19 protein-coding genes and 1 pseudogene are annotated in these 25785 nt (G+C 63.3%); 15 read left to right on the forward strand and 5 right to left on the reverse strand.

Annotation, left to right across the window (positions count from 1 at the left end; translation table 11 throughout):
* Positions 1–155: 155 nt before the first annotated feature.
* From AC04SI_RS15765 to AC04SI_RS15775, 3 genes are all read left to right on the forward strand, one after another.
* The gene (locus tag AC04SI_RS15765; protein ID WP_404274674.1) at positions 156–566 is read left to right on the forward strand and encodes a hypothetical protein; all 411 of its coding nucleotides are present in this window, start codon (positions 156–158) and stop codon (positions 564–566) included.
* A 227-nt stretch (positions 567–793) separates the two neighbouring features.
* On the forward strand, positions 794–982 hold the full coding sequence (locus AC04SI_RS15770) for a DUF1059 domain-containing protein (RefSeq protein ID WP_404274673.1): 189 nt from the start codon (positions 794–796) through the stop codon (positions 980–982).
* Positions 983–1955: 973 nt separating this feature from the next.
* Positions 1956–3551, forward strand: coding sequence for an ABC transporter substrate-binding protein (locus AC04SI_RS15775; protein ID WP_404274671.1), 1596 nt, complete (start codon positions 1956–1958; stop codon positions 3549–3551).
* 127 nt (positions 3552–3678) lie between these two features.
* Here the strand turns inward: AC04SI_RS15775 and AC04SI_RS15780 are convergent, their stop codons facing one another.
* A complete protein-coding gene (locus tag AC04SI_RS15780; protein ID WP_488474476.1) occupies positions 3679–5856 on the reverse strand; it encodes a tetratricopeptide repeat protein in 2178 nt (725 codons plus the stop codon).
* 657 nt (positions 5857–6513) lie between these two features.
* On the opposite strand from AC04SI_RS15780, the gene AC04SI_RS15785 reads away from it, so the two are divergent.
* From AC04SI_RS15785 to AC04SI_RS15810, 6 genes are all read left to right on the forward strand, one after another.
* Positions 6514–7836 (forward strand): DegT/DnrJ/EryC1/StrS family aminotransferase, encoded by a 1323-nt coding sequence (locus tag AC04SI_RS15785; RefSeq protein ID WP_404274668.1) that lies wholly within the window; start codon positions 6514–6516, stop codon positions 7834–7836.
* Between the two features lie 23 nt (positions 7837–7859).
* Positions 7860–8774, forward strand: a complete 915-nt coding sequence (locus AC04SI_RS15790; RefSeq protein WP_404274666.1) for a phytanoyl-CoA dioxygenase family protein — start codon at positions 7860–7862, stop codon at positions 8772–8774.
* The gene (locus AC04SI_RS15795; RefSeq protein ID WP_404274664.1) at positions 8767–9834 is read left to right on the forward strand and encodes a GNAT family N-acetyltransferase; all 1068 of its coding nucleotides are present in this window, start codon (positions 8767–8769) and stop codon (positions 9832–9834) included. Before AC04SI_RS15790 ends, AC04SI_RS15795 begins: the two co-directional genes overlap by 8 nt.
* 2 nt (positions 9835–9836) lie before the next feature.
* The gene (locus AC04SI_RS15800) at positions 9837–11138 is read left to right on the forward strand and encodes a lipopolysaccharide biosynthesis protein (protein WP_404274663.1); all 1302 of its coding nucleotides are present in this window, start codon (positions 9837–9839) and stop codon (positions 11136–11138) included.
* Positions 11135–11983: a glycosyltransferase family 2 protein gene (locus AC04SI_RS15805; RefSeq protein WP_488474477.1), complete on the forward strand. Its 849-nt coding sequence runs from the start codon at positions 11135–11137 to the stop codon at positions 11981–11983. Before AC04SI_RS15800 ends, AC04SI_RS15805 begins: the two co-directional genes overlap by 4 nt.
* A 678-nt stretch (positions 11984–12661) precedes the next feature.
* Entirely contained in the window at positions 12662–13012 is a 351-nt protein-coding gene (locus tag AC04SI_RS15810; protein WP_404274660.1) for a hypothetical protein, read from the forward strand.
* Between the two features lie 201 nt (positions 13013–13213).
* Here AC04SI_RS15810 and AC04SI_RS15815 read toward each other — a convergent pair whose 3' ends face one another.
* Both AC04SI_RS15815 and AC04SI_RS15820 read right to left on the reverse strand, forming a co-directional pair.
* Entirely contained in the window at positions 13214–14716 is a 1503-nt protein-coding gene (locus AC04SI_RS15815) for an ROK family protein (protein WP_404274658.1), read from the reverse strand.
* 215 nt (positions 14717–14931) lie between these two features.
* Positions 14932–15837, reverse strand: a complete 906-nt coding sequence (locus AC04SI_RS15820; protein WP_488474478.1) for a tagatose-bisphosphate aldolase — start codon at positions 15835–15837, stop codon at positions 14932–14934.
* 173 nt (positions 15838–16010) lie between these two features.
* Here AC04SI_RS15820 and AC04SI_RS15825 point away from each other — a divergent pair, with 173 nt between their 5' ends.
* The 4 genes from AC04SI_RS15825 (at position 16011) to AC04SI_RS15840 (ending at position 20194) form a co-directional block, all read left to right on the forward strand.
* The gene (locus tag AC04SI_RS15825) at positions 16011–16916 is read left to right on the forward strand and encodes a sugar-binding transcriptional regulator (protein WP_404274655.1); all 906 of its coding nucleotides are present in this window, start codon (positions 16011–16013) and stop codon (positions 16914–16916) included.
* Between the two features lie 403 nt (positions 16917–17319).
* On the forward strand, positions 17320–18300 hold the full coding sequence (locus tag AC04SI_RS15830) for an ABC transporter substrate-binding protein (protein ID WP_404274654.1): 981 nt from the start codon (positions 17320–17322) through the stop codon (positions 18298–18300).
* Positions 18301–18390: 90 nt separating this feature from the next.
* Positions 18391–19446: an ABC transporter permease subunit gene (locus AC04SI_RS15835; protein ID WP_404274653.1), complete on the forward strand. Its 1056-nt coding sequence runs from the start codon at positions 18391–18393 to the stop codon at positions 19444–19446.
* Positions 19439–20194: an ATP-binding cassette domain-containing protein gene (locus tag AC04SI_RS15840; RefSeq protein WP_404274651.1), complete on the forward strand. Its 756-nt coding sequence runs from the start codon at positions 19439–19441 to the stop codon at positions 20192–20194. Before AC04SI_RS15835 ends, AC04SI_RS15840 begins: the two co-directional genes overlap by 8 nt.
* A 47-nt stretch (positions 20195–20241) precedes the next feature.
* Here the strand turns inward: AC04SI_RS15840 and AC04SI_RS15845 are convergent.
* A pseudogene (locus tag AC04SI_RS15845) lies at positions 20242–21311 on the reverse strand (NAD(P)H-dependent flavin oxidoreductase).
* Between the two features lie 76 nt (positions 21312–21387).
* On the reverse strand, positions 21388–22500 hold the full coding sequence (locus AC04SI_RS15850) for a LacI family DNA-binding transcriptional regulator (RefSeq protein WP_404274648.1): 1113 nt from the start codon (positions 22498–22500) through the stop codon (positions 21388–21390).
* 599 nt (positions 22501–23099) lie between these two features.
* Between AC04SI_RS15850 and AC04SI_RS15855 the strand changes: the two genes are divergently transcribed.
* Both AC04SI_RS15855 and AC04SI_RS15860 read left to right on the forward strand, forming a co-directional pair.
* Entirely contained in the window at positions 23100–24062 is a 963-nt protein-coding gene (locus tag AC04SI_RS15855; protein WP_404274646.1) for a sugar-binding protein, read from the forward strand.
* Positions 24063–24201: 139 nt separating this feature from the next.
* A complete protein-coding gene (locus tag AC04SI_RS15860) occupies positions 24202–25746 on the forward strand; it encodes a sugar ABC transporter ATP-binding protein (RefSeq protein WP_488474513.1) in 1545 nt (514 codons plus the stop codon).
* The last annotated feature ends 39 nt before the right edge of the window (positions 25747–25785 follow it).

Here is a 25785-nt window from a genome sequence, read left to right on the forward strand (position 1 = left end):
GTTTGGGGGGGCGCCGGTCACCCGTAGGACAGGGGGCCATAAAAATCGGGGAATGCTCAGGCCCTAATCCCACTATATCATTCATGTTCCATCGATAATACGGTTTTCTAGATCCCGGTTCTTGCATGGAACATTGGCGTTTCCGAAAAAATTGGATGAGCGCACCGGAAGCCGCCGCTTTTCCGGTGTATGTGGGCAGCCCGCGTCATCGTTTCCTCACCTGGCGCGGGTTGCTTACGTCAGGGCCGCTGCTAACAGGCGGAACTGCCTTCTACCCCCGGATCGCGGGCGCTTTTTCGTGCATCACCAGCCATTTCCGCAGGCCGCGCTCGTTCGGAGAGCCCGGATATGCACCGCTCCAGCACCTCCAACCGAAATTTGTGCCTACGCAATTGTTGGCCAAGTTCGGCGAGTTTCAACATTCCGACAGAGCCAGATGTCTCCGCGATGAGTTCTCGCTCGAGGGCAGCTATGTGTTTTTTCAGTTCGAGGGCCTCGCCGAGCCGCACATCCCTGACCCAAGTTCGAGCGCGCATCGCACCATCTCCAGTCGGAAACCCGCCTGATCGTGGCATGCGGCAGTTAAGCCTCGGCAATCCAATTGTCTCGAAATTTAGCAATCGCTAATCTGAAAGATGCGCGTCGTCCGTGCTGGGAGAAGGCGCGGGCTCTTGGCTGAGTTTTGTGGGCTGCATCGCGCGCTGGCGGCGATGCGATGGATGACAACCACCTATCTGGCCGCTCGGGATTCAAGCCATCGCGTGTTACCCTCCCGTTCGGGAGGATAAACGCCATGGCCCATTCATATCGGTGCAAGGACTATCCCGGCAATGAAGCCTGCCCGGCATCTTTCACAGCCGCGACAGAGGCGGAAGTGATGAAGCATGTCGAGTTGCACGGCGCGCTCGCTCATGGGGAAGACCCGGCGCAGTGGTCGGAGGAAGACCGTCAACGGGTCAAGAAGCTCATTCGCAGTTCGTGAGGCGAGCCCGTGTGAAAAGGCCGGTGCAGCACCCTAGCCAAACCCCGACTGCACCGGCCCTGCGAGACTAGTAACCCAGCTCTGAAACGCATCTTATCGCAGATGAGCAATCTCTCAAATAAGACTGAAGGCCCCAAGGTCGCTGGGCACAAAGACGGGGTGAGCCCCTCAGGAAGCGCAACGCCGGTGTAGAACGGCGGCCAGCCGACAAACGGCGCTAGAGAGCTTTCCCGGCTATGCGAACGCCGAGCGCTTCCAATCCGTTGGCATAAATCCGCGTCAGAACGCCTTCCGCAGCCTCAGCTCGCTGGGATGTGCAACCGAGGAGATCGCGTCCTCCCAACCTCGCCGGCCGGTTAGCGATGCGGTCCCAAACGCCCCACGTTCCACCGGCTTCAATGTGGCAATAGAATCTGTGTTGAGAATGTTCCATGCAGGTAAACCCCGCACATTGGTTTTGGCTGCGTCTTGTCGGCGCATGTGGTTAATGCAGCAGGCCAGAGCCATGGTTAAGAGAGACGGGCACGAGTAGCGTCTATGAAACGATCCTCGACGCAGTGGTTCACTACCACCATCCAGGCATGGCGGACTGACCGGACTCCCGGTATATCGGCGACATGGGAAAGCACTGGACTTTCCAATCTCTGATCGATGCAAGGATTGGGTCAGATCGCGTCGATGCTCCCCAAGGTCCTGAATGTCGGCTTCCGCCCCTTTAGCGGCTGAAAGCTGACTGTCCGCTCCCGGCCCCAACTGCGATCATTCGGGAACTGGCGGCGGATGACGGCTGTTTGCCCGCCACACTCGGGCGCGCTATGATCTGCCGCGGGCCGAAACCGTTGCCCGCGACGGAGTAACTAAACAAGAACGAACAGAAGAGGTTACCCGCCCATCTCGTGAGGGGATGCGCCTCCTCGTTTCCTTTTCTTGGACATGCCCGTTCTCCATCTGGATCTGAAGGAGAAACCAGGAAATGACGGAGTTCGAATTGAAGCTGCAGTCGGCCGCCAAGCTTGCCGCGAAAGGCAGGGTTTCGCGTCGTGACTTTGTTCAACTGGCGCTCGCCGCCGGCCTTACCGCCACGGCCGCCAATGCCATGTTCGTCAAGGCGGTGCGCGCCGAGCCCAAGAAGGGTGGCACCTTGAAGATCGGCATGGGCGAGGGTGCCGCCACTGATACACTGGACCCGGGTCTCTCCCTCAACTCGTTTACCGGCACCGCGCTATTGGGAACCTTGTCGAACAGCCTGACCGAGATCGATTCCAAGGGCAACGTGGTCCCCGACCTCGCCGAGAGCTTTGAGCCGTCAGACGGCGCCAAGAAGTGGGTGTTCACACTGAGGAAAGGCGCCACCTTTCACAATGGCAAGACGGTTACCGCTGATGATGTCGTGGCCTCGGTCAGGCATCACACCGTCGAGGGCACGAGATCGGTGATGAAATCGCTCTTGGCTTCGGTCAAGAACGTCGTCGCCGACAGTGCCGAGATGGTCGTCTTTGAGCTCGATGGCGGCAATGCCGACTTCCCCTACATCATCTCGGACATCCCGGTAATGCCGGCGAAAGAGGGCGGCGTCGACTGGGAGTCGGGCATCCGCACCGGCCCCTATATGCTCCAGAAATTCGAGCCCGGCGTCATCGCCACCTTCAACAAAAACCCGAACTACTTCAAATCCGACAAGGGCTGGTTCGACCGTGTCGAATGCCTGGCGATCAATGATGTAACGGCGCGCACCAACGCGCTCTATACCGGCGAGGTCCACTACATGGATCGCTGCGATCTGAAGACGCTCGACATTCTGACGCAGAACCCCGATCTCGTGATCTCGGAGACGACGGGCTACGGCCACTACGTTTATGTCATGAACGTCCAGAAGGCGCCCTTCGACAATCCCGATGTGCGCAATGCGATCAAGTACTCGCTCAATCGCGACGAGATCGTGCAGAAGGTGTTTCTCGGCCACGGCGCCATCGGCAACGACAATCCGATCGCACCGACCGTCAAGTTCGCGACCGATCCGCAGCCGAAGCACGTCTACGACCCCGACATGGTCAAGAGCCTCCTCAAGAAGGCGGGGGCCGAGAACACCCAGTTCGACCTGTCGGTCGCGGATGCCGCGTTCGCGGGTGCGACCGACTCGGCTCTCCTCTGGCAGGAGCATGCCCGGGCGGCCGGGCTCAACCTGAATGTGATCAGGGAGCCCAATGACGGCTACTGGGACAATGTCTGGCTCAAGAAGCCGTTCTACGCCTCTTACTGGGCCGGCCGGCCGAGTTGCGACTGGATGTTCACCACCGCCTATGCGGCGGAAGCGGTGTGGAACGAAACGCTCTGGAAAAATCCGCGCTTTAATGAGCTGCTCGTCGCCGCCCGCTCGGAGACCGACGATACCAAGCGTGCCGGCATGTATGCCGAAATGCAGCAATTGCTGCATGACGACGGCGGGCTCATTAATCTCGTCTTCAACTCCTATGTCGATGCCCACACCAAGGCTCTCGCCCATGGCGAGGTGGCGTCGAACTGGCCGATGGACGGGCAGAAGATCGCCGAACGCTGGTGGTTCGCCTAGGCCGTGTACTCATAAATTGGGATGGCGGACTGGACGCGTTTGATGTCTCCTTGTCCCCCAACAGCGGCTCCGGAGCGGAGGTCCGAGTTGCCACAAGCGGAAATCCCTGGCGCGCGTCCAGGGTCCATCAATTGCCTCTGATTTTGGACAGCGCGTCCTTTGCGTAAACGCCAACCAGAGCTTCATTCTGGAGTGCCACGAGCGCAGGTATCGCAGCTCGTGCCGGAGGCCCGATCTTTCCCAGCGCCTCGATGGTCTCCCGGCGGAGATGCTCAACCTTGAGCGCCTCAACCAGAGCCGGAACGGCTTGTGCTGCCGCTGGTCCAAACCAACCCAGTCGCCTCGTTGCGTATAGCTGGGAAAATAAATTGCCGGTCTCAAGCTCTGCTTCCAGGCTCGTAACGGTGACGTCCAGCGGCAGCGCAGCGATACGGACACCGTCATTCAGGCGCTCCCGGACGCTTGCGTGTTCATAATCCCATTTGAACGAGAGGTGTAAGGTGTCGGGAAGGTTTTCGAGTCCTTTCTGATCTACGCCCGGTCGGAACTTCAGTAGCATTTGTCTCGCTTCTTCCCGGCGACCGAGCTGCGCCAGCACGGAACTGAGAGGTAGAAAGAGCGCAGTTGCGTCTGGGTTTCGCTTGACGCCTTCTCCGAACACCTCAGCCGCTTGTTTCAGATCGCCCATTGCAAAAAGCGCCAATCCACGAGCGAGAACGTAGTGGCTTGGATAGTTCGGGTTGAGCCGCATGGCGGTCGCGACGAAATTCAGCGCCTCGGCAGGTTCGCCTGAGATCGTCAGCGCCCAAGCCGTTGCGATGTGTGCCTCGGGGTCGTTGGGATCCAATGCAATCGCTCGACCGGCATTCCTGCGTGCATCTTCGGCCAGACCTTGATAAACGTCCCGCAATGCCTCGACCGTATAAGACAGTGACGTTGGATATTTCTTGGCCAGCTCTACGTAATCATGAGCTCCCCACCAGAAATATGGTTCATCCCTACCGAGTTCTTTACCCCAGAGTGATTCAACGACGCGGAAGTAGGCCAGCGCCAGGGCGGCATAAGCTCGCCCATATTCGGGATCAAGCTCGGTTGCTTTTTCCAAGGAAGTGATGGCGGCAGCTGTGTCCTTTGCGTTGTAACGGAGATAAAGGCTCCAACCCCCTTCGAAAGCTTCCTTGGCTGCAATGTTGTCCGGCTTGGCGCGGGCAATTTCCGTTTTTTCGGTGGTGGTGAGATTGACCTTCAACGCTTCGACGATCTTTGCGACAAAAACGTCCTGGACCGCAAAAATATCGGCGACGTTTCCATCGAACCTGTCTGCCCACACATGCCCGCCGGTGAGGGCATCGATGAGCTGGGCGTTGACTCGCACCTGCCCGCCGGCGCGACGGACGCTACCTTCGAGGACGTAACGCACGCCAAGTTCTTCGGCGACCTGGCTGATTTTTACCGGCTTGCCGCGGTAAACGAATGTCGAGTTTCGCGCGATCACGAAGAGGCCGGAAACCTTGGAAAGGTCGGTGATCAAGTCATCAGTCATGCCGTCGGTGAAAGCTTCCTGACCAGCTTCGGTGGACATGTTGGTGAACGGGAGCACGGCGACTGACGGCTTATCGGGCAGCGGCAACGCCATCTTCGATTGCGAGGCCACGTCACCGGGTCGAACGAGATCGTCACCAAAGCGCTGCCAAAGCACCAGCCCCGCGACGATCAGAATCAATACTGTGGCCGCGACTGCGATCCAGCGCCGCGTTCCGTCAGGTTTGCGACTTCCTGAGATATCCGGGGTGCGCGGGTCCACTCGGTAGAGGCGAACGGGCTTCTCGATGTTCTTGACACGCTGTTCGCCCAAAAACTCGAACCCGTAGTCCAGCTTCCTCTCGACCTGATCAAATGCTGTTCCCGAAATCAACACGCCTCCCGGCGGCGCCAACCCTTCGAGCCTCGCCGCCACATTCACCCCATCACCGTAGATGTCCGCCCCTTCGATGATGATGTCGCCAAGGTTGATGCCAATGCGGAATTCGAGCTGTTTTTCTTTCGGCAGTTCGGCATTGCACTCTGCCATGGTGCGCTGGATTTCGACGGCGCAGGTGACTGCATCAACAACGCTCGGGAACTCTACCAGCGTACCATCACCCATGAGCTTGACGATTCGCCCATTGTGAGCTGCGATTTTCGGATCGATCAAGTTCTCTCGCGTGCTCTTCAGGCGCGCCAATGTATCGGCTTCATCCGCTTCCATAAGGCGGCTGTAGCCAACGACGTCGGTGGCAAGAATCGCTGCAAGCTTGCGCTGCATGCCAGCTCCAGACGTGGGGCACGCTCGCTGTCATGTTAGGCGAGTTTTGCTCCTGAGCCTAGGGCTGCTCAGCTTCGGGTCAGATCGAGACTTCACGCCTTCCTACAAACGTTCGCTATCGCCATCCCAAATCCCGAAGCTGCCGCTCCGCTTTCGACCCCTGCCCGGTCATCCCAGACCGCATACCATTGGCTTGTCGCGCTGCCGGCCTGGCGCGAGGTCGCCGCCGCCCGGCAACGCGCGTGTGCGCCAGCTTCGACGGCCTGTTCCTGAGCGAAGAAGAGGAAGAGGCGGCGGGCTCGGCGGCTCGTCTCCCTAAAGCGCCCGCCGAGCGGAAGCACAACCACCAGGCGGGCATCCGGCAGGGAGAAGTCTCCGCGGCAAGGCAGCTGGCAAATCACTTCTGCAGCCGCCAGGCTAAGGATCGTCGCGGCAGAGGTAGTCCGGCTACGCTAAAAGGATAAGTTTAAGGTTAGGGGGAATTGGGACAGACTAGAAACCATAACAAAATGAGGGTCCGACGCCTTGCCGCGCGCAAGTAATTGTTGACGCAACGAGAACGCGTCTGGACCCAAGAACTACAGTGGCCAGGAGAACTTTCAGCATATTGCGGGGACTATCGAAGTTTGTAAACTTCCTTGGGTGGGGGGTTGTTGCATGGCGTCTCACACGGTTTCCAAGCAGGACATGATCGCGCCCCCCGTTCCGGTGGTTCCTGGGCGAAGGTACTCTGCGAAGGTCTTTGCGATCCCGGGACGCAACGCAGATGTCGCTCTGCTGGGTGCCAAGCCGGCCTTCGCGGAGATGCTGCTCGTCGGGCGGCCCAACATGCCCGATCGGGCCACCTTCATGGGTCGCATCGACCGAATGTTCGATAGCGGGCGCCTGACAAACCGCGGTCCGATGCTGCTTGAGTTTGAGGAGCGCGTCGCGAGGATTGCCGGCACCCGTCATTGCATTGCCACCTGCAACGCAACGGTCGGCGTTGAGCTGGCCATCAGCGCATTGGGTATGGCGGGAGACGTCATCGTTCCCTCCTACACTTTCGTGGCAACCGTGCACGCCCTATGGCGTCAGGGCCTGCGACCCGTATTCTGCGATATCAACCCCAAGACCCACTGCCTCGACCCCGACAGCGTCGAGGCTGCCATTACATCGCGTACCACGGGTATCCTGGCCGTACATATGTGGGGAAACACGTGCGCGACCCACGCGCTGGAGGACATCGCGCAGCGCCACGGCCTGAAACTGCTCTTCGACGCCGCGCACGCCTTCGGCTGCGGCACCAAAAAGCGTGCGGTCGGCGGCTACGGTGACGCGGAGGTCTTCAGCTTCCACGCGACCAAGTGCGTCCATGCCCTTGAAGGCGGCGCGATCGTCACCGACGACAGTGACCTCGCCGGAAGGCTAAGGCTGATGGTGAATTTCGGGTTCTCGGACGAGGACACCGTCAAGCACCTCGGCACCAACGGGAAGATGAGCGAGGCATCGGCCGCCATGGGCCTGACGTCGCTCGAGTCGATGGATGCCATTATCGCGCACAATCGGCGCAACTATGCGGCCTACGCCTCCGGCCTTCAGGCGATCCCCGGGATCAGCCTGATGTCGCGGCGGATGAACCAGCAGCACAACTACCACTACATCGTCACCGAGATCGACGCCGCCACGGCCGGATTGACCCGCGATGAGCTCGTCGCTGCGCTGCGCCTCGAGAACGTTGTCGCCCGTCGTTACTTCTATCCAGGCTGCCATCGCATGCAGCCCTACACTGGCCTTTTTCCGCAGGCGGGTCGAACCCTGCCGGTTACCGAGGAGATCGCCAAGCGCGTAATGGTACTGCCCACCGGAATGCAAGTCAGCGAAGCGGAGGTGGAGCGGCTGACATCCAGGATCGCGGCGATCGTGCGACAGGCGCCCGCGGTTCGTGCGGCGCTGGCTCAATGCCACGACCCACGCTTGCCGCCGTTTCTGCGCCAATAGATTGCGGACCAAAGGAGCCGAGGATGACGACCAACGAGATGAACCTGCGCGGTCGCGAACTCGTCGACGAGGCACTGCTGCCGACTGAAGAGGACGTGGCGCGCTACGAAAGAACTGGCTGGCACATAGCGCCCCAGGTGCTCCCGGACGCGCTTCTCGACTCGGCGCGGCTGGCGATCGAGGCACACCACGCCGGTAAACGCGACCGAACCCTGCCGCGCAAGGCGAAGTTCAGCGACTGGCGGCCCGGCGACGGCGACGGCGTCCGCAACAACGAATTCTGCTCGCTTCAGAATGACGGTGTACGGGAGCTTGTGATGCAGCCCGTGCTGGGAGCGATCGCGGCCCGACTGGCGCGAGCCCCGGCGATCAGGCTGTTCGACGACCAGGCGATCTACAAGCCGCCCGCCGCTGGCGCGGTTGGCGCGACGGTAGTCGGCTGGCACACCGACCACTCCTACTGGTCCACCTGCACTTCAATGAGCATGCTGACTGCCTGGATCCCGCTGCACGACGCAGAAGTGAAGAACGGCACGCTCTACGTCATCGACGGAAGCCATCTATGGCCGGAGTGTGAACATCTGCGTGGTTTCAACGACCCGGACCTCGACAGTATCGAACAGCGCATGGGCCGGGCGATCCCGGAACACCTGATCACACCCATGCAGCTCAAGAAGGGGCAGGTCAGCTTCCACCACATGCGGGCGCTGCACGCGAGCGCTCCGAACCGGGCGACGCACCCGCGCTTCGCCGTGGCGGTCCATATGCAGGACGCGGCGAACACCTACCAGCCGCTCACCTCGGCAAATGGCATGGCAATCGTCCTGCCGCACGACCAGCTCTGTCGGCCCGATCGCGCGGGAAGGCCGGACTATTCCGATCCAGAAATATTTCCCGAGATCTGGCCCGGCAAGGCCCGGAACGTGAAGCATGCCTGATCCGACGGTCCTGCTTTCGCCGAGCGACCCTGCATGGGATGAATGGCTGGGCCGCGCACCACACGATTTTTATCACCGTGCGGCCTATCATGCCTTCGCCGAGAGAATGGGAGAGGGGCGCGCGTGGATGGTCGTTCACGGCACCCCTGAGCGGTTCATGGCGTGGCCGTACGTCGCCTCGTTCGAGGATGGCCGGACCGACGCAAACTCGGTCTACGGCTACACCGGTCCGGTCGGGCTGGGACTGGACGACACCGAGTTTCGGGCGAGGGCATGGTCGGAAATCCGCGCTGCCTGGGCGGATCAGGAGCTCGTCACGCTGTTCACGCGGTTTCATCCGCTGCTGCAGAACTGGCGCCACTGCGAGGGCTTCCACGGCGACGAATTGACGCCGGGAGGAGAAGTGTTTCACCTTGGGCGCAGCGTCTCGATCGACCTGACGCATGATCGCGAAACCAGGCGCCGGCTCTACCCGAAGGTGCTGAGGCAGGAGATCAAGGAATCGGAGCGTGCCGGTCTCGTGGTGGAGCGGGACAGCGAATGGTCCACGTATCCGACCTTCGCCGAGCTCTACCGCGCGACGATGCGGAACAACGAGGCCTCGGAGCGCTATATGTTCTCGGACCGCTACTTCGAGGCGCTGCGCGACGCGCTTGGAAGTCTCGCACATCTGACCGTCGCGAAAGTCGAGGGCGAAGCGGCAGCGATCCTGCTTCTCACCGTGTGCGGAGACATCGCGGAGGCGCACCTCACGGGCGTGAACGCGAAGTTCCGCGCCCTGTCGCCGCTCAAGGGCCTCCTCGACGGCGTCGCTGATATCGCCCGGTCGCTGGGCGCGACACGACTGCACCTGGGGGCAGGTCGCGGGGGCCACGAGGATTCGCTTTTCGCGTTCAAGGCCCGGTTCTCCTCGGTCCGCCACGATTTCAAGGTCGGCCGCTGGATCCTGGACAAGTCCGCCTACCGCGCGCTGCTGTGCGCACATTGCGGGGATGCCGCGCCGGACGTCGGATACTTCCCCGCCTATCGCGCCCCGATCGCAGTCGCCACCGGACACTGATGTTGGCCACCCCGCACTTCGCCGCCGATCAAGACCATGTGGACGGCGGACGTCGCTCCATCCTTGGCAATTTCCGGTCGGTCTTTATCGGGCGTCTGTTCTCATCCCTTTCGATGTGGCTCGCGCTCATGTTGCTGGCGAAGCTGTCCGATCCGATGACCGTCGGCATCTATGCGCTCGCGCAGGCATTGTGCATCCCGATCGGCGAGGTGGCCAAGATGGGTCTGCGCGAAATCCACTCGAGCAGCACAAGTGGGCCCTATCTCTTCGGCAACTATCTCGCGCTGCGGCTGGTGGCCGCCGGCGTCGCTCTGGTGCTCATGGTGGCGAGCGGGATTCTCCAGAGCAATTCCGCCGTCGTCATCTGGGTCGTCGTCCTCTATGCGCTGACCCGATGCATGGAGCTGGTTTCGGACATGGTCCACGGCCTCTTCCAGGCGCACGAGCGGATGAACTACATCGGCCGTTCGCTTTGTCTGCTCGGTCCGCTCTCGCTGCTGTTCCTGTCGGCCGGCTACTGGGCCACAGGCTCGCTTGTGGTCGCGGTGTTCGGCCAGTTTCTTGCGCAACTTCTGGTCCTCGCTTTCTACGACGTGCCCATGGGTCGCAGATGCGCAAAACTGCGCAGTTTGGAAACGGTCAGGCCAATCTGGGACAGGGGCGCCCTTCAGGGGCTCGCCCTGCAAGCGCTTCCGCTCGCCTTCGCCACCGTACTGGTGATGATCGCGGTCTATCTCCCGCGGCTCGTCGTGGAAAGCGCGCTCGGCCTGTCGGCCCTGGGTTTGTTCGCCGCGCTGACCGCACTCTCGATGTCGCCGAACCGGGTGGTCAACTCGATGGGAATAGCGGTCAGCGTTCGGCTCGCGCACTATCATGCGGCGGGTAACCGCGCGGGTTTCGTCGGCCTGCTTGGACGTTTCGTCCTGGGCGTAGCGGCATTCGGAACGTTGGCCGTCGCGATCGCGGCCGCGTTCGGTGACGTGATCCTCGGCTTGGTCTACACAACCGAGTTCGCGGCCCAGGGGAACCTGTTCGTATGGCTGATCGGCGCCGCGACCCTGCGATGCATCGCCGACGTGCTGAAGTTCGGGATGGTCGCATCGCGCCGCTTTTGGTGGCTCGCGGCTCAGTACGCCGTCGTCGCGCTGGTCGCGGTATTGACCTCCTTCACCCTCATCCCCCGGCTGGCTCTGACCGGTGCTGGCATTGCGATGTGCCTGATTTTCGCTTCGCATCTGATCGTGGTCACGCTTGGCCTGTTGTACAATCTGCCGCGTACGAGGCAGTCGGACGCTGTCGTATGAAACTCTCGGTCTCCGTCGTCACGTTCCAGCAAGTCGACTACATCCGACAGGCCGTCGAAAGTACGCTTCAGCAGGAAACCCGTTTCCCCATCGAGGTCATCGTTGGCGACGACGCCTCGACGGACGGCACGCTGGAGGTGCTCGAGGACATCCACGCCGGCGCGCCGGACCGCGTGAAGCTGCTGCGCGCCAAGTCGAACTACGGCGACTTTGGCCTGTCGAATGTCATGGCAACGATCGACGCGGCTCAGGGCGAGTACGTCGCCTTTCTCGATGGCGATGACTATTGGACGGACCGGTTCAAACTGCAGAGGCAGGTCGAATTCATGGACGCGCACCCGGAATGCGCGATTTCCGCCCACCGGGTCGAGCATGTCTGCGAAGACGGAACGCGCCAGCTTTCGGTCCGACCTGGTGTGGGCGATGCCGTCTATGACATCGACCGGTTGCTGAACGTCAACTTTACCCCCAAGAGCGCCACAATGGTTCGCAAAGCCGCGCTCGATTCGTTGCCGGGATGGTATCGAACAACGACTGTCGCCTCTGCCGCCTGGCTTTTGAATATCCTGACGGCGCGCGGCGGCAAAGTCGGCTTCATCGACGACGTCATGGCGGCACATCGAATCCATCGCGACAGCGTGACGCTTGTCTACGGAACCAAACGCATGCTCGCCGACAAGCTCGCCGCATTCGAGATGTTACGCCCCTACCTTCCTCAGCAGGAAGAGGCGCTTCTGCGTGCTGAACGCCGGATCCGCCGCAGGCTGCGCATGCTGGACATCAGCCCGCACGGCTATGCCTTTCTTCAGTGGCTCTACAATCACGCCACTGCGCGGCGCGCCTAGTCTAGGCGGTAGAGAGCAATCGGGCTCCCGCCAGCCCCGCCAATCCGTCCTCCAAGCCCGCCCCCTAGGCTTTCGCCTCCGCCGCGCTATTTCCCCTTTTGCTAGCCTTGTTTCGCTGGTTGGAGATCGGGAGGTTTTTGATGGATCGGCGATCATTCTTGACGGCAATGTTTGGTGTTGCGGGGGCCGCTGCCCTTGCCAGCACGGTTCGACCACTCAATGCGGTGGCCGGGGTTCCGAATGTCGGGCCCGGCATTCTCGATGAGCTCGACGCGCCGGAGACGGGGCCCTTCGATGATGACGGAACGCAGGCGGATGTGGAGCCTGTCTATCATCGCCGCTGGCATCGCCGCCATTATCGCCGCCGCAGGCGTCGCGTCTGGAGACGGTACTGCCGCAGCTATTGGCGCCATGGCTATCGGCGCAGGCGGTGCTATCGCCGGCATGTCTGGGTCTTCTACGGGTTCTAGATCCTTGTCCCATCCCGATTTGATCGGGATGGGACTCTCTCCCAGTGCTGGAGCATGATCTTTTCGGGATCATGCTCCAGCGGCTGTGTTGAAACCTCCGGCAGTCGAGGCTGGGGCCAAGGCCCCAGAGGTTGGTTGCCTGTCAGTTGGGAACCTTGCGCCGCGGCTCGCCGTTGACCCCAGAAGCCCTTCAGCAAAGGAGACAACAATGGCCGACGACCCGAACGAAACCACGGCACCGAGAATGACGCAGCGCGAGGCTCAGGAAGTCCTGGAAAAGCAGGTCGCGCAGCTGAAGCGCGAGATCAGCAAGATCAACCGGACGCTGGCCGAGCGGGCCGAAGAGGCGGTCGAGGAGGCCAATGGCTGGTATGACAATGCCACCGAGCGCGCCTCCCGCACCGCGCAGGCGCTGCGCAGCAGGGCACAATCGGTGTCGGGTGTCGTCCACGACAATCCGGGCACCGTGTCGTCCGCCTTCATCCTGGGCGGTGCGGCGGGCCTGCTGCTGGGTCTGGCGCTTAGCGCCAGCGAGCCGCGCCGGGAGCGCTGGTTCTAGCGGCAGTCGTGACGCCTACGACGCCAGGTGTAAGGACAAGTGCCCCCTCACCCGGATTGCCAACCGAATTGCAAAGGGCAATTCGGAGCAATCCGACCTCTCTCCGAGGGGAGGAGGTCGCCGGCGTCGATGCTCGTCTCTTCTCTCTCGGAGAAGGTGGCCGCAAAGCGGCCGGGGGCCTCCCTTGTGCGATAACCCTGTCTAGGATGGGAGCGTCGTGCGCAGCCACGCCGTCAGGGCGTCGAAATCGATCGGTTGCGTCGTGTCGACGTCGCAGAGCGGGCCGCGGCGCAGCGGCTCGGCGCGTTTGGCCAGCTCGATCAGTTCAGGGATGTAGGCAGCACCCGGATGGCCGGGAAGGCGCTGGTCGAGGCGGGCGCGGTAGCGTTCGGCCAGGATTTCGCCCGGCGCATGGCACCAGATCTCGGCGGTCTCAACGACGCCTGCTCGCTTCAGATGATCCTCGAGCACCTGGCGCGGCTGGAAGCCGAACCAGGCGTCGACGACAAAGATACTGCCCGACGGGGCCTCGCCGACGAGCGACCAGATGGCCTGGTAGCTGGCGCGGCCGAGCGTTCGGTTGAACTCGCGGTCGCCGCCGCCGAGCACTTCCAAAAACGGGTTCTTGATCGTGTCCAGCGCCAGCAGCGGCCAGCCCATGCGCTTGGCAATGCCGCGCGAGACCGTGCTTTTGCCCGAAGCGGGGATGCCGTTGACCAGCACGGCGCGCCGGTTAGGCACGGCACGCCGAGCCGAGGGTGAAGCTGGAGCAGGTGCCGTCTTGGCCGGTGTCATGACCCGGCGCGCGCCCGTGGTCGCTGTGTCCGCGCCCTCAGCCGCAAGCGCCTGCAGGCCGGCGCCAATCACGCCGGCATCGTCGCCGAGCAGGGCCGGCTGCACCGGCGCCTGGTACCAGGGCGCGAGAGCCGGCGCGTTGGCGAGCGCCCTGTGTGCCGCCCCACCCAGTCCGCCGCCGAGCAGAACCAGGTCCGGGTTGAACATAGCGACCGCCGTGTCGATTGCGGCGCGCAGCGGCCTTGCCCAGGCGTCCAGTATGCCGCGCGCCAGCGCGTCGCCGGCGGCGTCGCGGGCAAAGAGCTGGTCGACCGTGACTTCGGGGCCGAGACCGGCGCTGATAATGTGGCGGCCAAGGGCGGTGCCCGAGCTGGTGGTTTCGACGCAGCCGCGGCGGCCGCATTTGCAGGCTTCGCCATCGAGGTCGACGGCGATATGGCCGAGCTGGCCGGCCGTCGCCTTGCCGCGCACGATGCGCCGAGCTTCCGCCACCGCACCGCCGATGCCGGTGCCGATGGTGAACATGACGATATTGTCGTGGCCGACGGCAGCGCCCCGGGCCATTTCGGCTGTCAGCGCCATGTTGCAGTCATTGTCGATGATGACGGGCTTGCCCGCCATGCTTTCCAGCCGCTGCGCCAGGGCGACCGAAGCGAGATCGACATAGCCGCCGGAGAGCACCGTGCCGCGCCGCGCATCGACGCGGCCGGGAACGCCGATGCCGATCGCCGCCACTTCCGGAGCATCGAGCTGGTGCACCATGTCGGCGATGCGGCCGAGCACCAGCTCCGGGTCGGGCGCGCTTTTCTCGGAGATGCGCTTGAGGATTTCGCCCGTGGCGGAGATGCGGGCGGCACGCAGATTGGTGCCGCCGATATCGATCCCTATGGCCATCGATTTTTGTCGCATGACGTCTCGTGCTTGTCTGGCGCCGATAGCCGGTGGAAAAAGCGCTCCGGCTATTTTGACCAAAGAGCGCTCCAAGGCATGTTGAGATTCAGGTCAGGCCGAGCCGAAAGCGGTGGTTTCCGAGAACCGGAGCGGAGCGTACTTTAAGTACGTGAGCACCGGAAGCGCAGGAAGCCATCGTTTGCAGGCCGGCATCACCTGAATATCAGCATGCCTTAGGCGGCTTTGCGCCGGTAGTTGCCGATCACCGCCTGGATCTCGCGCAACCGCGACACGGCGACGGTCTTCAGCTTCTCGCGCTGCACGTCACGGTCGAGCGAGATGCAATCCTTCCACAGCGAGCGGCCGGCGATGACGCCCGACGCACCGTTCATCATGGCGATCTCGACCTGGCCGAGGAAGGTCGAATGGTTGACGCCGGCCGACAGCACTGCCCATGGCACGTCGCCGGCCAGCCTGGTGATCCTGGCGCAGGCATCCGGCGTGCCGGGATAGGGAAGCTTGAGCACCTTTGCCCCGCACTGCAGCGAAATCCGCGTGCCCTCTTCGATCAGCGAGGGGATCCTGGCGGTGTAGTCTTCGACGCTTTCGCCCTCGAGCTGGTAGGTGAGGAATTCGACGACGAGCAGCAAGTCCTCCTGCGCGAAGTCGGCGATGCACTGGTTGAGGATGGCGATATTGTGCTCGTTGGCTTCCGGCTTGTCGGCCCTGAGATACACCATGATCTTGCCGCCGGTGCCGCCAAGCTCGCGCACGCGGCGCGCGTTGATGCCGGGCACGAGGCGCGACAGGCGGTAGCCGTCGGGCGAGACGTCGAAGCCCGAGGCGTCGAGACCGATGAGCAAAGCCGTGTCGCGGTTCAGCACGCCTTCGTCGACGACCCGCGGCACCGCGCAGAGCGGGTCGAGCAGCACGCAGGACGCCTCGCTGGCGAGGTAGCGCGTGATGTCGGCCTTGGTGTCGCCCAGCATGTCGTTGGTGATTTTGGCCTGCTCCTCCGGATCCGTCGCCAGCAAGGTGCGCATGCCACCACGCTGGTCGCAGGCGACGGCCATCATCGCCCCGTCCCTGCCGCATATCTGCTGGTAGCCGCGCCGCTCCGCGGTGGTCATCCTGGTCATGGTCTTTTTGTCCGATCCTGGCGCCCTCGGGACGCGATATGGAAGCGAGCCCAAGTTGCGGCTTTGCCAAATTTGGGCGATAACTCCCGTGGTCGGCAGGTCTGTAACACATTGCTGAAAGGAATTGCAAGCTGTCTGTTCCTCCCATCCAGGATGCGACCGCATCGCGCACGATGCTGCATACGGTCGCCAAGCTGCACTATGAGGCGGAGATGTCGCAGGTCGATATCGCGCGGCGGCTGGGAGTCTCGACCGCCACCATTTCGCGCCTGCTGCAGCGGGCGCGGGCGGAGGGCATCGTGCGCATCGAGGTGCTCGACATCGTCACGCCCGAAGCTGTCACCGCGCAGCTGATCGAGGGACTGGGGCTGCGCGACGCGGCCGTCGTCGAGACGCCGGCAGTTGGCGTGCTGACGGCGCTGGCAGCGCCGCTGGGCGGCCTGCTCAGGCAGACGGAGCTTTCGGCCGGCTCGGTGGTCGCCATCGGCTGGGGGCGCGCCATCCGTGAGGTGATCCGCGCCGGCCTGCCGCGCATTCCCGGCGTGCTCACCGTCGCCGCCACCGGCGGCATGCAGCAGCAGGCGGCGCATTTCCAGATCAACGAGTTCGTGCGGCTGGCGGCCGAGGAGTTCGGCGGCACGCCGCATTTCATCCATGCGCCCTATCTGCCGTCGACCGAACTGCGCGGTGTCTTCCTCGGCGATGCGGCGATCAGCGACAGCGTGGCCCTCTGGGACCGGACCGATGTGGCGGTCGTCGGCGTCGGTCTGCCGCATGCCATCAACCCGCCGGAGGCAAGTGCGGCGACGCTCAGCGAGCAGGCGCTGTTCCAGGCCGCCGGAGACGTCCTTCGCCACTATTTCGATGCCGAAGGCACGCTCATCTCGTGGGAAGGGGAAAGCCGGATGATCGCCATGTCGCCGGCCCAGCTGCGCGCCATTCCGCTGGTGATCGGCGTTGCCGCCGGGCCGGAGAAAGCGACGGCGATCATCGGTGCCGCGCGTGCCAAGCTGATCAATGCTCTCGTCACCGACACCAAGACGGCGCAGGCCATCCTTGAGGCGCTGTTGCCGCGATAGCGCCCGCGAAAATCACCCGTTGTGCCGTAGACGGGTTGGGGCGATAGTCGCCCAGGCGGGGCTCTGCGGAGCAGACAGATGGTGTCCGATCTGGAAATCGCGGCGGTTCGGCCCGCCAAAGTGCCGCTTGCAATTTATTTCAGCAAAGTGTTACAACTGTGCCAACCCGGTGCGAATGCGTGCCGGGCGGCGCGGTTTTGTCGACCTTGCGGAGGCGGGGGACGAGACCGCTGACATCACAATGGCCGGTTTCGACTGGCTGGACTGACGACAGGAGCGCTTGGGAGGAAAGCCGCCCGCAACAGCCAGTCAGGTGAAATCCGTTTCACCATGGTCGCGATCCGAGATCGACGGCCATTCCAGTGTCCACAACATATCTGCCAACCACCATGAGGAGGAATTCATGAAGAAGATCGTTGCCGCGCTCGCGGCGCTCGCCATCTCGGCATCGGCGCTGATCGCGCCTGCGTCGGCGCAGGACAAGAAGTACACCATTGCGCTCATTCCTGGCCTGACCACCGACGGTTTCTACATCACCATGCGCAAGGGCGCCCAGGCGGCGGCTGATGCGCTCGGCGTCAACCTGGTCTTCCAGGGCGCCCCGGACTTCAACCCGGTAACGCAGGTTCCCGTGCTTGACGCGGTCATCGCCAAGAAGCCGGACGCGATCCTGATCGCGCCGACCGACAAAGTCCAGCTGGTCGAGCCGCTGCGCAAGGCCAGCGATGCCGGCATTCCGGTGATCACCGTCGACACCTTCATCGGCAGCGGCGTCTACCAGACCGGCGCCGGCGACGCTGATTTCCCGCTGTCCTACATCGCGTCGGACAACATCCTCGGCGGCGAGATTGCCGCGCGGGCACTGGCCACCGCTATCGGCGACAAGGGCAAGGTCTACGTTTCAAACGTGAAGCCTGGCATTTCGACCACCGACCAGCGCGAAGAGGGCTTCAAGAAAGAGATGGCGGCCAACCATCCCGGCATCACCGTGCTCGAAACGCAGTTCAACGACAACGACGCCAACAAGGCCGCCTCGCAGCTGCAGGCCGTGTTCGCGCGCAATCCCGATCTCGTTGGCGTGTTCGGCGCCAACCTGTTCTCCGCGCTCGGCGCGGCGAATGGCGTTCAGCAAGCTGGGCAGACTGGCACAGTCAAGGTCGTGGCGTTCGACGCGCCGACCAGCATCGTCGACAACATCAACACGGGCCTGGTCGACGTTGCGATTGCCCAGCATCCCGCCGAGATCGGCTATTTTGGCGTCGTTTCAGCCTATGCCCATCTGACCGGCAATTCGATCCCGGTTGCGATCGGCACCGGCTTCACGATCATGGACAAGTCCAACATCGCCGACCCGAACATCTCGAAGTATCTTTATTCCGAATAAGTCCAGTCAGCCAGGTCTCCTTCCGGCGCGCCGGGAGGGGACCTGCGCCCTGGACCCTGCTTTAGGCGGCGCCGCGGATCGGATCCATTCATGACCTCAACATCATCAAGCGGTGAAACGCATGTTGCCCCCCAGGCGGACCACGGTGATCCCACAAGAAGCCTGATCGCACGTATCGCCGATGGACGTGCCTGGCTGTTCCTCGCCGGCCTGATCATCTGTTTCGAGGTCTGGTCGCGGCTCGCCTTCGGCGCCACCTTCGTTCTCAACCCGTTCAACGTGCAATCCATAGCGATCTTTGCCGTGGCGCCGCTGCTGCTTGCGACCGGCCAGACCTTCGTCATCATTTCGGGCGGCATCGACCTCTCGCTCGGCTTCATCATGGGCCTTGCGGCCGTCGTCGCCGCCCATGCCACGAACATGGCGGGAGCCGCCATCCCGCTGCCACTGGCCATGCTGGCAGGTATTCTGGCTGCCGTGATCGTTGCCGGCGTGCCGGGTATCATCAACGGCCTGCTGATCTCGCGGCTGAGAATTCCGCCCTTCATCGGCACGCTCGGCATGTTCGGCGTGGCGCGCGGTGCCGCCTATCTCCTTGCTGGCGGCACGACGGTGCCGGTGCAGAATTCCTGGTTCGCGCTGCTCGGCAACGGCAAGTTCCACGGCGTGCCCTATCTTGTCATGATCACCGCCGTCTTCGTCGTGGTGATGCACTACATCCTGAGCCAGACCCGGTTCGGCCAGCACAATTACGCCATCGGCGCCAATGTGCAGGCGGCGAGCCGTGCCGGCATCGACATCAGGGGGCACATCCTTCGCCTCTATGTGCTGTCGGCGATGTGCGCCGGCCTCGGCGGCGCGCTCTACGCGGCGCGCTTCACCGCGGGCGCGGCGCAGGCCGGCGAACCCTTGCTGCTCGACAGCGTGGCTGCCGTCGTCATCGGCGGCGCCAGCCTGTTCGGCGGCTCCGGCACCATCTTCGGCACCGTCGCCGGCGCGCTGGTGATCGCGGTCATCCAGTACGGGCTGGTCTTCGTCAATGTCGAGCCGTTCTGGCAGTTCATCGCCGTCGGCCTCGTCATCATCATTTCCGTCCTTATCGACCAGGCGCAACGCCGGTTCAGTGGAGCCCGCCAGGATGAATAGTCAGGAACAGACCACGCCCCTGCTGGAGGTCCGCAACCTTTCCAAGCATTTTGGAGCCGTCCGCGCCTTGAACGATTTCTCCATGGTCGTGCGGCCGGGCGAAGTGGTGGCGCTGGCCGGCGACAACGGCGCCGGCAAGACGACGCTGATCAAGGCGATTTCCGGCGTCTTCCAGCCGACCGGCGGCGAGATCCTGCTCAGGGGCCAGCCGGTGAGCTTTTCGACGCCGCAGGAGGCGCGTGAGAAGGGCATCGAGACCATCTACCAGGACCTGGCGCTGGCCGACAATCTGTCGATCGGCGCCAACATCTTCCTTGGCCGCGAACCGATGCGTAAAGCCTTCGGCTTCCTGCCGGTGCTCGACCGCAAGGCGATGGCGGTTGCCGCCAAGCAGACGATGGGGCGGCTCGATTTCCATGTCAGCCGGCTCGATGCGCCGGTCAGCAATTTCTCCGGCGGTCAACGCCAGGCCGTCGCCATCGGCCGCGCCGTCTATTGGGACGCGCAGATCCTGATCATGGACGAACCGACCGCAGCCCTTGGCGTGCCCGAGCAGCGCAAGGTGATTTCGCTGATCCACCAGCTCAAGGCGCAAGGCCGTGGCGTGATCTTTATCTCGCACAATCTGCAGGACATTTTCGCCGTCTCCGACCGCATCGTCATCCTCAGGCGCGGCGTCCAGGCCGGCGAGCGCAAGATCTCGGAAACCAACCACGACGAAGTCGTCAAGCTGATGGTCGGTGGGTAGGCGAAGGCCGGTTTCGAACCGGGCCGCCTCGCGGTCCTGCCATCGCATTATGCCGAGAGGGCGTCGAATATCGCCTTCGTTTCGGCGACAAGCGTGCGCATCAACTGCCCAGCCGGAAGCTCTTTGTTCAGCGCTGCTGCTTGCCCGTACAGGTGAAAATCGAAATCTCCATTCCCCTTTGCGTGCCCGGCATCGCCGAGCGGCGCACTGAGCGAATACATTTGCGGGAAATCCGGCAGGCGCGTTCGGCTCTCTTCCATCTCCAGGGCGTAACGCGTGCGCTTCGTCCGTGCAGCGCGGCCGGAAAAGGCATTGCTGACCATTGTATCCATGTCGGTCGCGGAGCGGATCAGGGCGCGGCGCGGCGCATCCGTGCCGGCCTCGTCACAGGACAGAAAGCCGGTGCCGATCTGCACGCCGCTGGCGCCAAGGGCAAAAGCAGCCGCTATGCCTCGGCCGTCGGCAATGCCTCCCGCGGCAATGACCGGGAGATCGATGGCATCCACGATTTGGGGAACCAGCGCCATCGTTCCCACGCCGTCACCTGGATCGGTCGGAACGTGAGAGCCGCGATGCCCGCCCGCTTCCCATCCCTGGGCGATGACGGCGTCGATGCCGGCCGCTTGCGCGCCTCGGCGACGTTCGTCGCGGTGCTGATGATCACGAGTCCGGCCTGCTTCAGCCGGCCGATCGCTGTCGCGTCCGGTATGCCAAAGTGGAAACTGACGACAGGTGAGCGGACCTCGAGCACGAGTTCGAGCCTGGCCTCGTCGAAGCCCGGTCCCAGCGATGGCAGCCTTGCCGGCGGCGCGCCGAGAGACAGCTCCTCGTAGTAAGGGCGCAGCCTGTCCATGGTCTGGGCCAGGACGGCATCACTCGTGCGGGGTTGCGGATGAGCGAAGAAATTTAGGTTGAACGGATGATTGGTCCCCGCTCTGACCTTGCGAACCGCTTCATGCAGACCATCCGGCGGCATCGATGCGCAGCCTAGCGATCCCAATCCGCCGGCATTGCTCACTGCCGCGGCGAGCTCGGGCGTCGCCGAACCAGCCCTAGGGGCCTGGATGATCGGATGCTCGATCTTCAGCAGATCGCATAAACGACGGTTCGGCCACATGAGCGTCTTTCCGGTACCCAAGTGAGGATCGCACGCGATGCCAGCATAGGCCTGCGATGGGGTCGGGTCACCGGAATTATGCGGACGCCACAGCCGCCACCGACTCCCGCTCCACCAGCGGGCATTCGAGCTTTGTGATCGGATACCGCCCTCGTCCGGGCGTAGGCGGCGCTTCCAGCTGCTCGATCGCCCATTGGCCCATCGCCATGTGCGGCAAGATCGATGTCGTCAGCGGCGGGAAGAGGTGGCGGGCGATTTCCTCGTCGTCGTAGCCGACCACGGAAATATCCTGCGGGATGTGCAGGCCGGCCTCCTTCAGCGCCTCGTAGCAGCCGATGGCGGTGCGGTCGTTCTGGCAGAAGATCGCGGTCGGGCGATCCTTGAGCGCCAGCAGCTTGACGGTCGCTGCATAACCCGCACTGGCCGACCAGTCGCCCTCGACCACCAGTTCCGGGTCGAAGGGGATGTCGGCGGTGGCGAGCGCGCGGCGGTAGCCCTTGAGCCTATCCTGCGCCGCCTGCATCCACGGCTCGCCAGTGATGGTGGCGATGCGGCGGTGGCCATGGCCGATCAGATGGCGGGTCGAACTCTGGCCGCCGGCGATCTCGGAGGGCACCACGGCGGGGAAGGCATAGTCGGCCGTATAGCAGTTGAGCAGGATGACCGGGATGTCGAGGCTGTAGAGGAAGTCCGGCGCGGTGATCTCGCGGGTGAAGATGGTCATGTAGATCAGCGCCGAGATGCCGCGCCTGGTGAGCGCCTGGATAGCCCTCGGCTCCATGACGGCGTCGCCCATGGTCTGCGCCACCAGGAGCACATTGCCGGCATTCCACGAGGCCTGGCGCGCGCCTTCGATGGCTACCACCGCTTCCGGACTGGTGGCGAGCTGGTCGACGGCAAAGCCAATGACGCCGTCCAAGCCCTCGAACGGGGTGACGGGCGCACGCAAGGCGGAGAAGGCCGGCGCGGCATAGCCGAGCGTCCGCGCCGCCTCGATCACCCGGTCGCGCGTCTGCTGCGACAGCCGGATGCCCGGCGAATTGTTGAGCACGAAGGACACCGTCGCCTGCGAGCAGCCGGCGGCTCTCGCGATGTCGGTCATGGTGACGCGACCCTTGGGACCTCTGGCGGACGGCTTGCGACGCCTGGAGGCCTCCGGGGGATCGCGCAGTTCCGTCGGTTCGCTCATGTCGGCATCGTTTCCCAAAGTCCGGCCCCGTTAGGCCGGCATCGACGGCAAGGCGGTTTCAATCAGGCCCGTTAATCGGAGATGCACGCTTATAACTATTATCATACGCGAAGCGTTCTGTGCCAGTAGCGCCGCATGGCGACGAAAACAACTGGTCGAGACCGCAAAAACGGTGATTTTCTCATGCTTTTCGCGCAGCAGCAGCCATGGCGCCGCCGCCGTCCTTCCTCCCTGACGTTCCCCGCGGCACCGACCTCCTCCGCCCCGCGACGCGTCCTTCCCAGCACCATGACTAATACTATTTACTAATAGTCGTAAGCGTTCTACTGTCAACTCGTCGTGACCGATCCGGGTTCGGACCGGTCGCGACGAGACCCGATGCGTGGCGCGCCACCCGTCCGGATTGCCCCCGGAAAAAAGCCCGCCGCGCACTCACGAAAATGTCAGACAAATCGGACTATTTACGAACGACAAATGAGTGTCTAGTGTTTCGGTCGCGGCTGGATTGGCGCCGTTCTTTTGCTGTCAGACCCTCGAGGAGGAGGGCGTCCGGGCCGCAGCCGAGACATCAGCGATGAGTTTCAAAAGGGAGGTTGAACATGAAATCTGTGATCCGTACCGCATCCATCGCCGCCGCGGCCTTGGCTCTCGGCCTGTCGGCGAGCGCAATCGCGCGCGCCGACGACAAGCCGACGCTGGCCTTCGTCGTCAACGGCGCGTCCGACTTCTGGAAGGCGGCGGAAGCCGGCGTGAAGAAGGCGCAGGGCGAACTGCCCGACTACAATCTCGAGCTGAAGTATCCCGAGCAGTCGTCGGTCGCCATCCAGCAGCGGCTGATGGACGATCTGGTGACCGCAGGCGTCAAGGCGATCATGGTGTCGGCCGTAGACCCGAAGACCTCGACCGACGGGCTGAACAAGATCGCTTCGGAAACGGCGCTGTTCACCACCGACAGCGACGCCCCGCAGACCAAGCGCGTTGCCTATATCGGCTCGTCCAATGTCGATGCCGGCAAGCAGGCGGCCGAGATCGCCAAGAAGGCCATGCCGAACGGCGGCAAGTGTCTCGGCTTCGTCGGCCTGCTCGGCGCCGACAACGCCAAGGAGCGCATCCAGGGCATGAAGGACGGGCTCACCGGCACCAAGATCGAACTGATCGACGTGCGCGGCGACGACATCGACCAGGCCCGCGCCAAGAAGAATGTCGAGGACGCGCTGGTTGCCAGCCCAGACGTCACCTGCATGGTCGGCTTCTACTCCTACAACACGCCGCGCATCTATGAAGCGCTGCGCGACGCCGGCAAGCTCGGCTCGATCACCGTCGTCGGCTTCGACGACGATCCGATCACGCTGGGCGGCGTCAAGGAAGGCACCGTGGCCGCCACCGTCGTGCAGCAGCCCTTCGAATGGGCCTATCAGGGCATGAAGCTGATGGCCGCCTATCTCAAGGGCGACAAGTCGGGCGTTCCGGCCGATGGGCTGATCATCATCCCGACCAAGATCATCGGCAAGGACGATGTCGACGCCTACGCCGCCAACCTCAAGGCGATGTCCGGAAACTAGGACGAGAACAATTGCGCCGGCTCAAGGGACTGCCTTGAGCCGGCGTTCGTATTGACGGGCCTGCGAAGGCCCGTCAGTCTGCTGAAGGGGTCGTTCTGGGGCCTACCGGCTGCTGGCAAGCGCGATGAATCATGGCGTGATGAATTATTCCGACACATCCATCGTTGCATCCACGGTCGCTCCGTTTCTGAGCCTGGAGAGCGTGCGCAAGACCTATCCCGGCGTGGTGGCGCTGGACGGGTTTTCGATGGAGGTGAGGCCGGGCGAGGTGATCGGACTGGTCGGCGAAAACGGCGCCGGCAAATCGACGCTGATGAAGATCCTCGGCGGCGTGACGAGGCCGGACACCGGCACCATCACCGTCGACGGCGTCGCGCATGAGGGGCTCACCGTCGAGGCCAGCCTCGGCTCCGGCATCGCCTTCGTCCACCAGGAACTCAATCTGTTCGAAAACCTCGATGTTGCCGCCAACATCTTCTTCGGCCGCGAGCCGCTGCGCGCCGGGCCGCTGAAGCTGGTCGACCGCACCAAGCTGCGCACCATGGTGGCGCCGCTGCTGAAGCGGGTCGGCGCCAATTTCTCGGCCGATGCGCCGGTGGCATCGCTGTCGCTTGCCCAGCAGCAGATGGTCGAGATCGCCAAGGCGCTGTCGATCAAGGCGCGGCTGGTGATCCTCGACGAGCCGACATCCAGCCTGCCGCTCGCCGAAACCGACAAATTGCTCGATGTCATCAAGGCGCTGAAGGCGGAGGGCATCAGCGTCATCTTCATCTCGCACCGGCTGCATGAGGTCGAGCGCGTCGCCGACCGCGTCGTCGTGCTGCGGGACGGCATGCTCGCCGGCACATTGCCGAAAAGCACCATCAACCACGACCAGATGGTCAAGCTGATGATCGGCCGCATGCTGAAGGAACGCGAGAAGGCTGCCGAATCGGCGCGCCCGCCGGGCGGCGTGGCGCTTTCGGCCAAGGCAGTGCGCACCAGCGCCTATCCCGACCGTCCCGTCGATCTCGACGTCAGGCATGGCGAAATCCTCGGCCTTGCAGGCCTGGTCGGCTCCGGCCGCACCGAACTGGCGCGCGTGCTGTTCGGCATCGACGAACGCTTCGGCGGCAGCGTCAAGCTGGACGGCAAGGAACTCGCGCTCGGCTCGGCGGCGGATGCGGTGGCCAGCGGCATCTTCCTGGTGCCCGAGGACCGCAAGCTGACCGGCATCCTGCTCGATCTGTCGATCGCGCAGAACATCTCACTGCCCAATCTGCCGGCGCATGCACGGCGCTCGCTGGTCTCGGCCAGCGCCGAGGTCGCCACCGCCGAGAAGCAGAAAGCAAATCTCGGCATCAAGGCGCCATCGGTCGCGACCCGCACCGGCACGCTGTCGGGCGGCAACCAGCAGAAAGTGGTGCTGGGCAAGTGGCTGGCGATGAACCCGAAGGTGATGATCCTCGACGAGCCGACGCGCGGCATCGATATCGGCGCCAAAGCGGAAATCTACGGGCTGATGCGGGCGCTGGCCGATGCCGGCGTCGCCGTGCTGATGATCTCCAGCGACATGGAGGAGGTGATCGGCGTCTCGGACCGTATCGCCGTCATGCATGAGGGCCAGATCTCGGGCATTCTCGACAAGGACGATTTCAGCCAGGAAAACGTGCTGCTGCTCGCGGTCGGCAAGAAGCCGAACTAGATTTTGTTTCGCCGCAGGTTCTGGTCGCAAGACCGTAGA

The sequence above is a fragment of the Mesorhizobium sp. CNPSo 4689 genome (assembly GCF_057784325.1).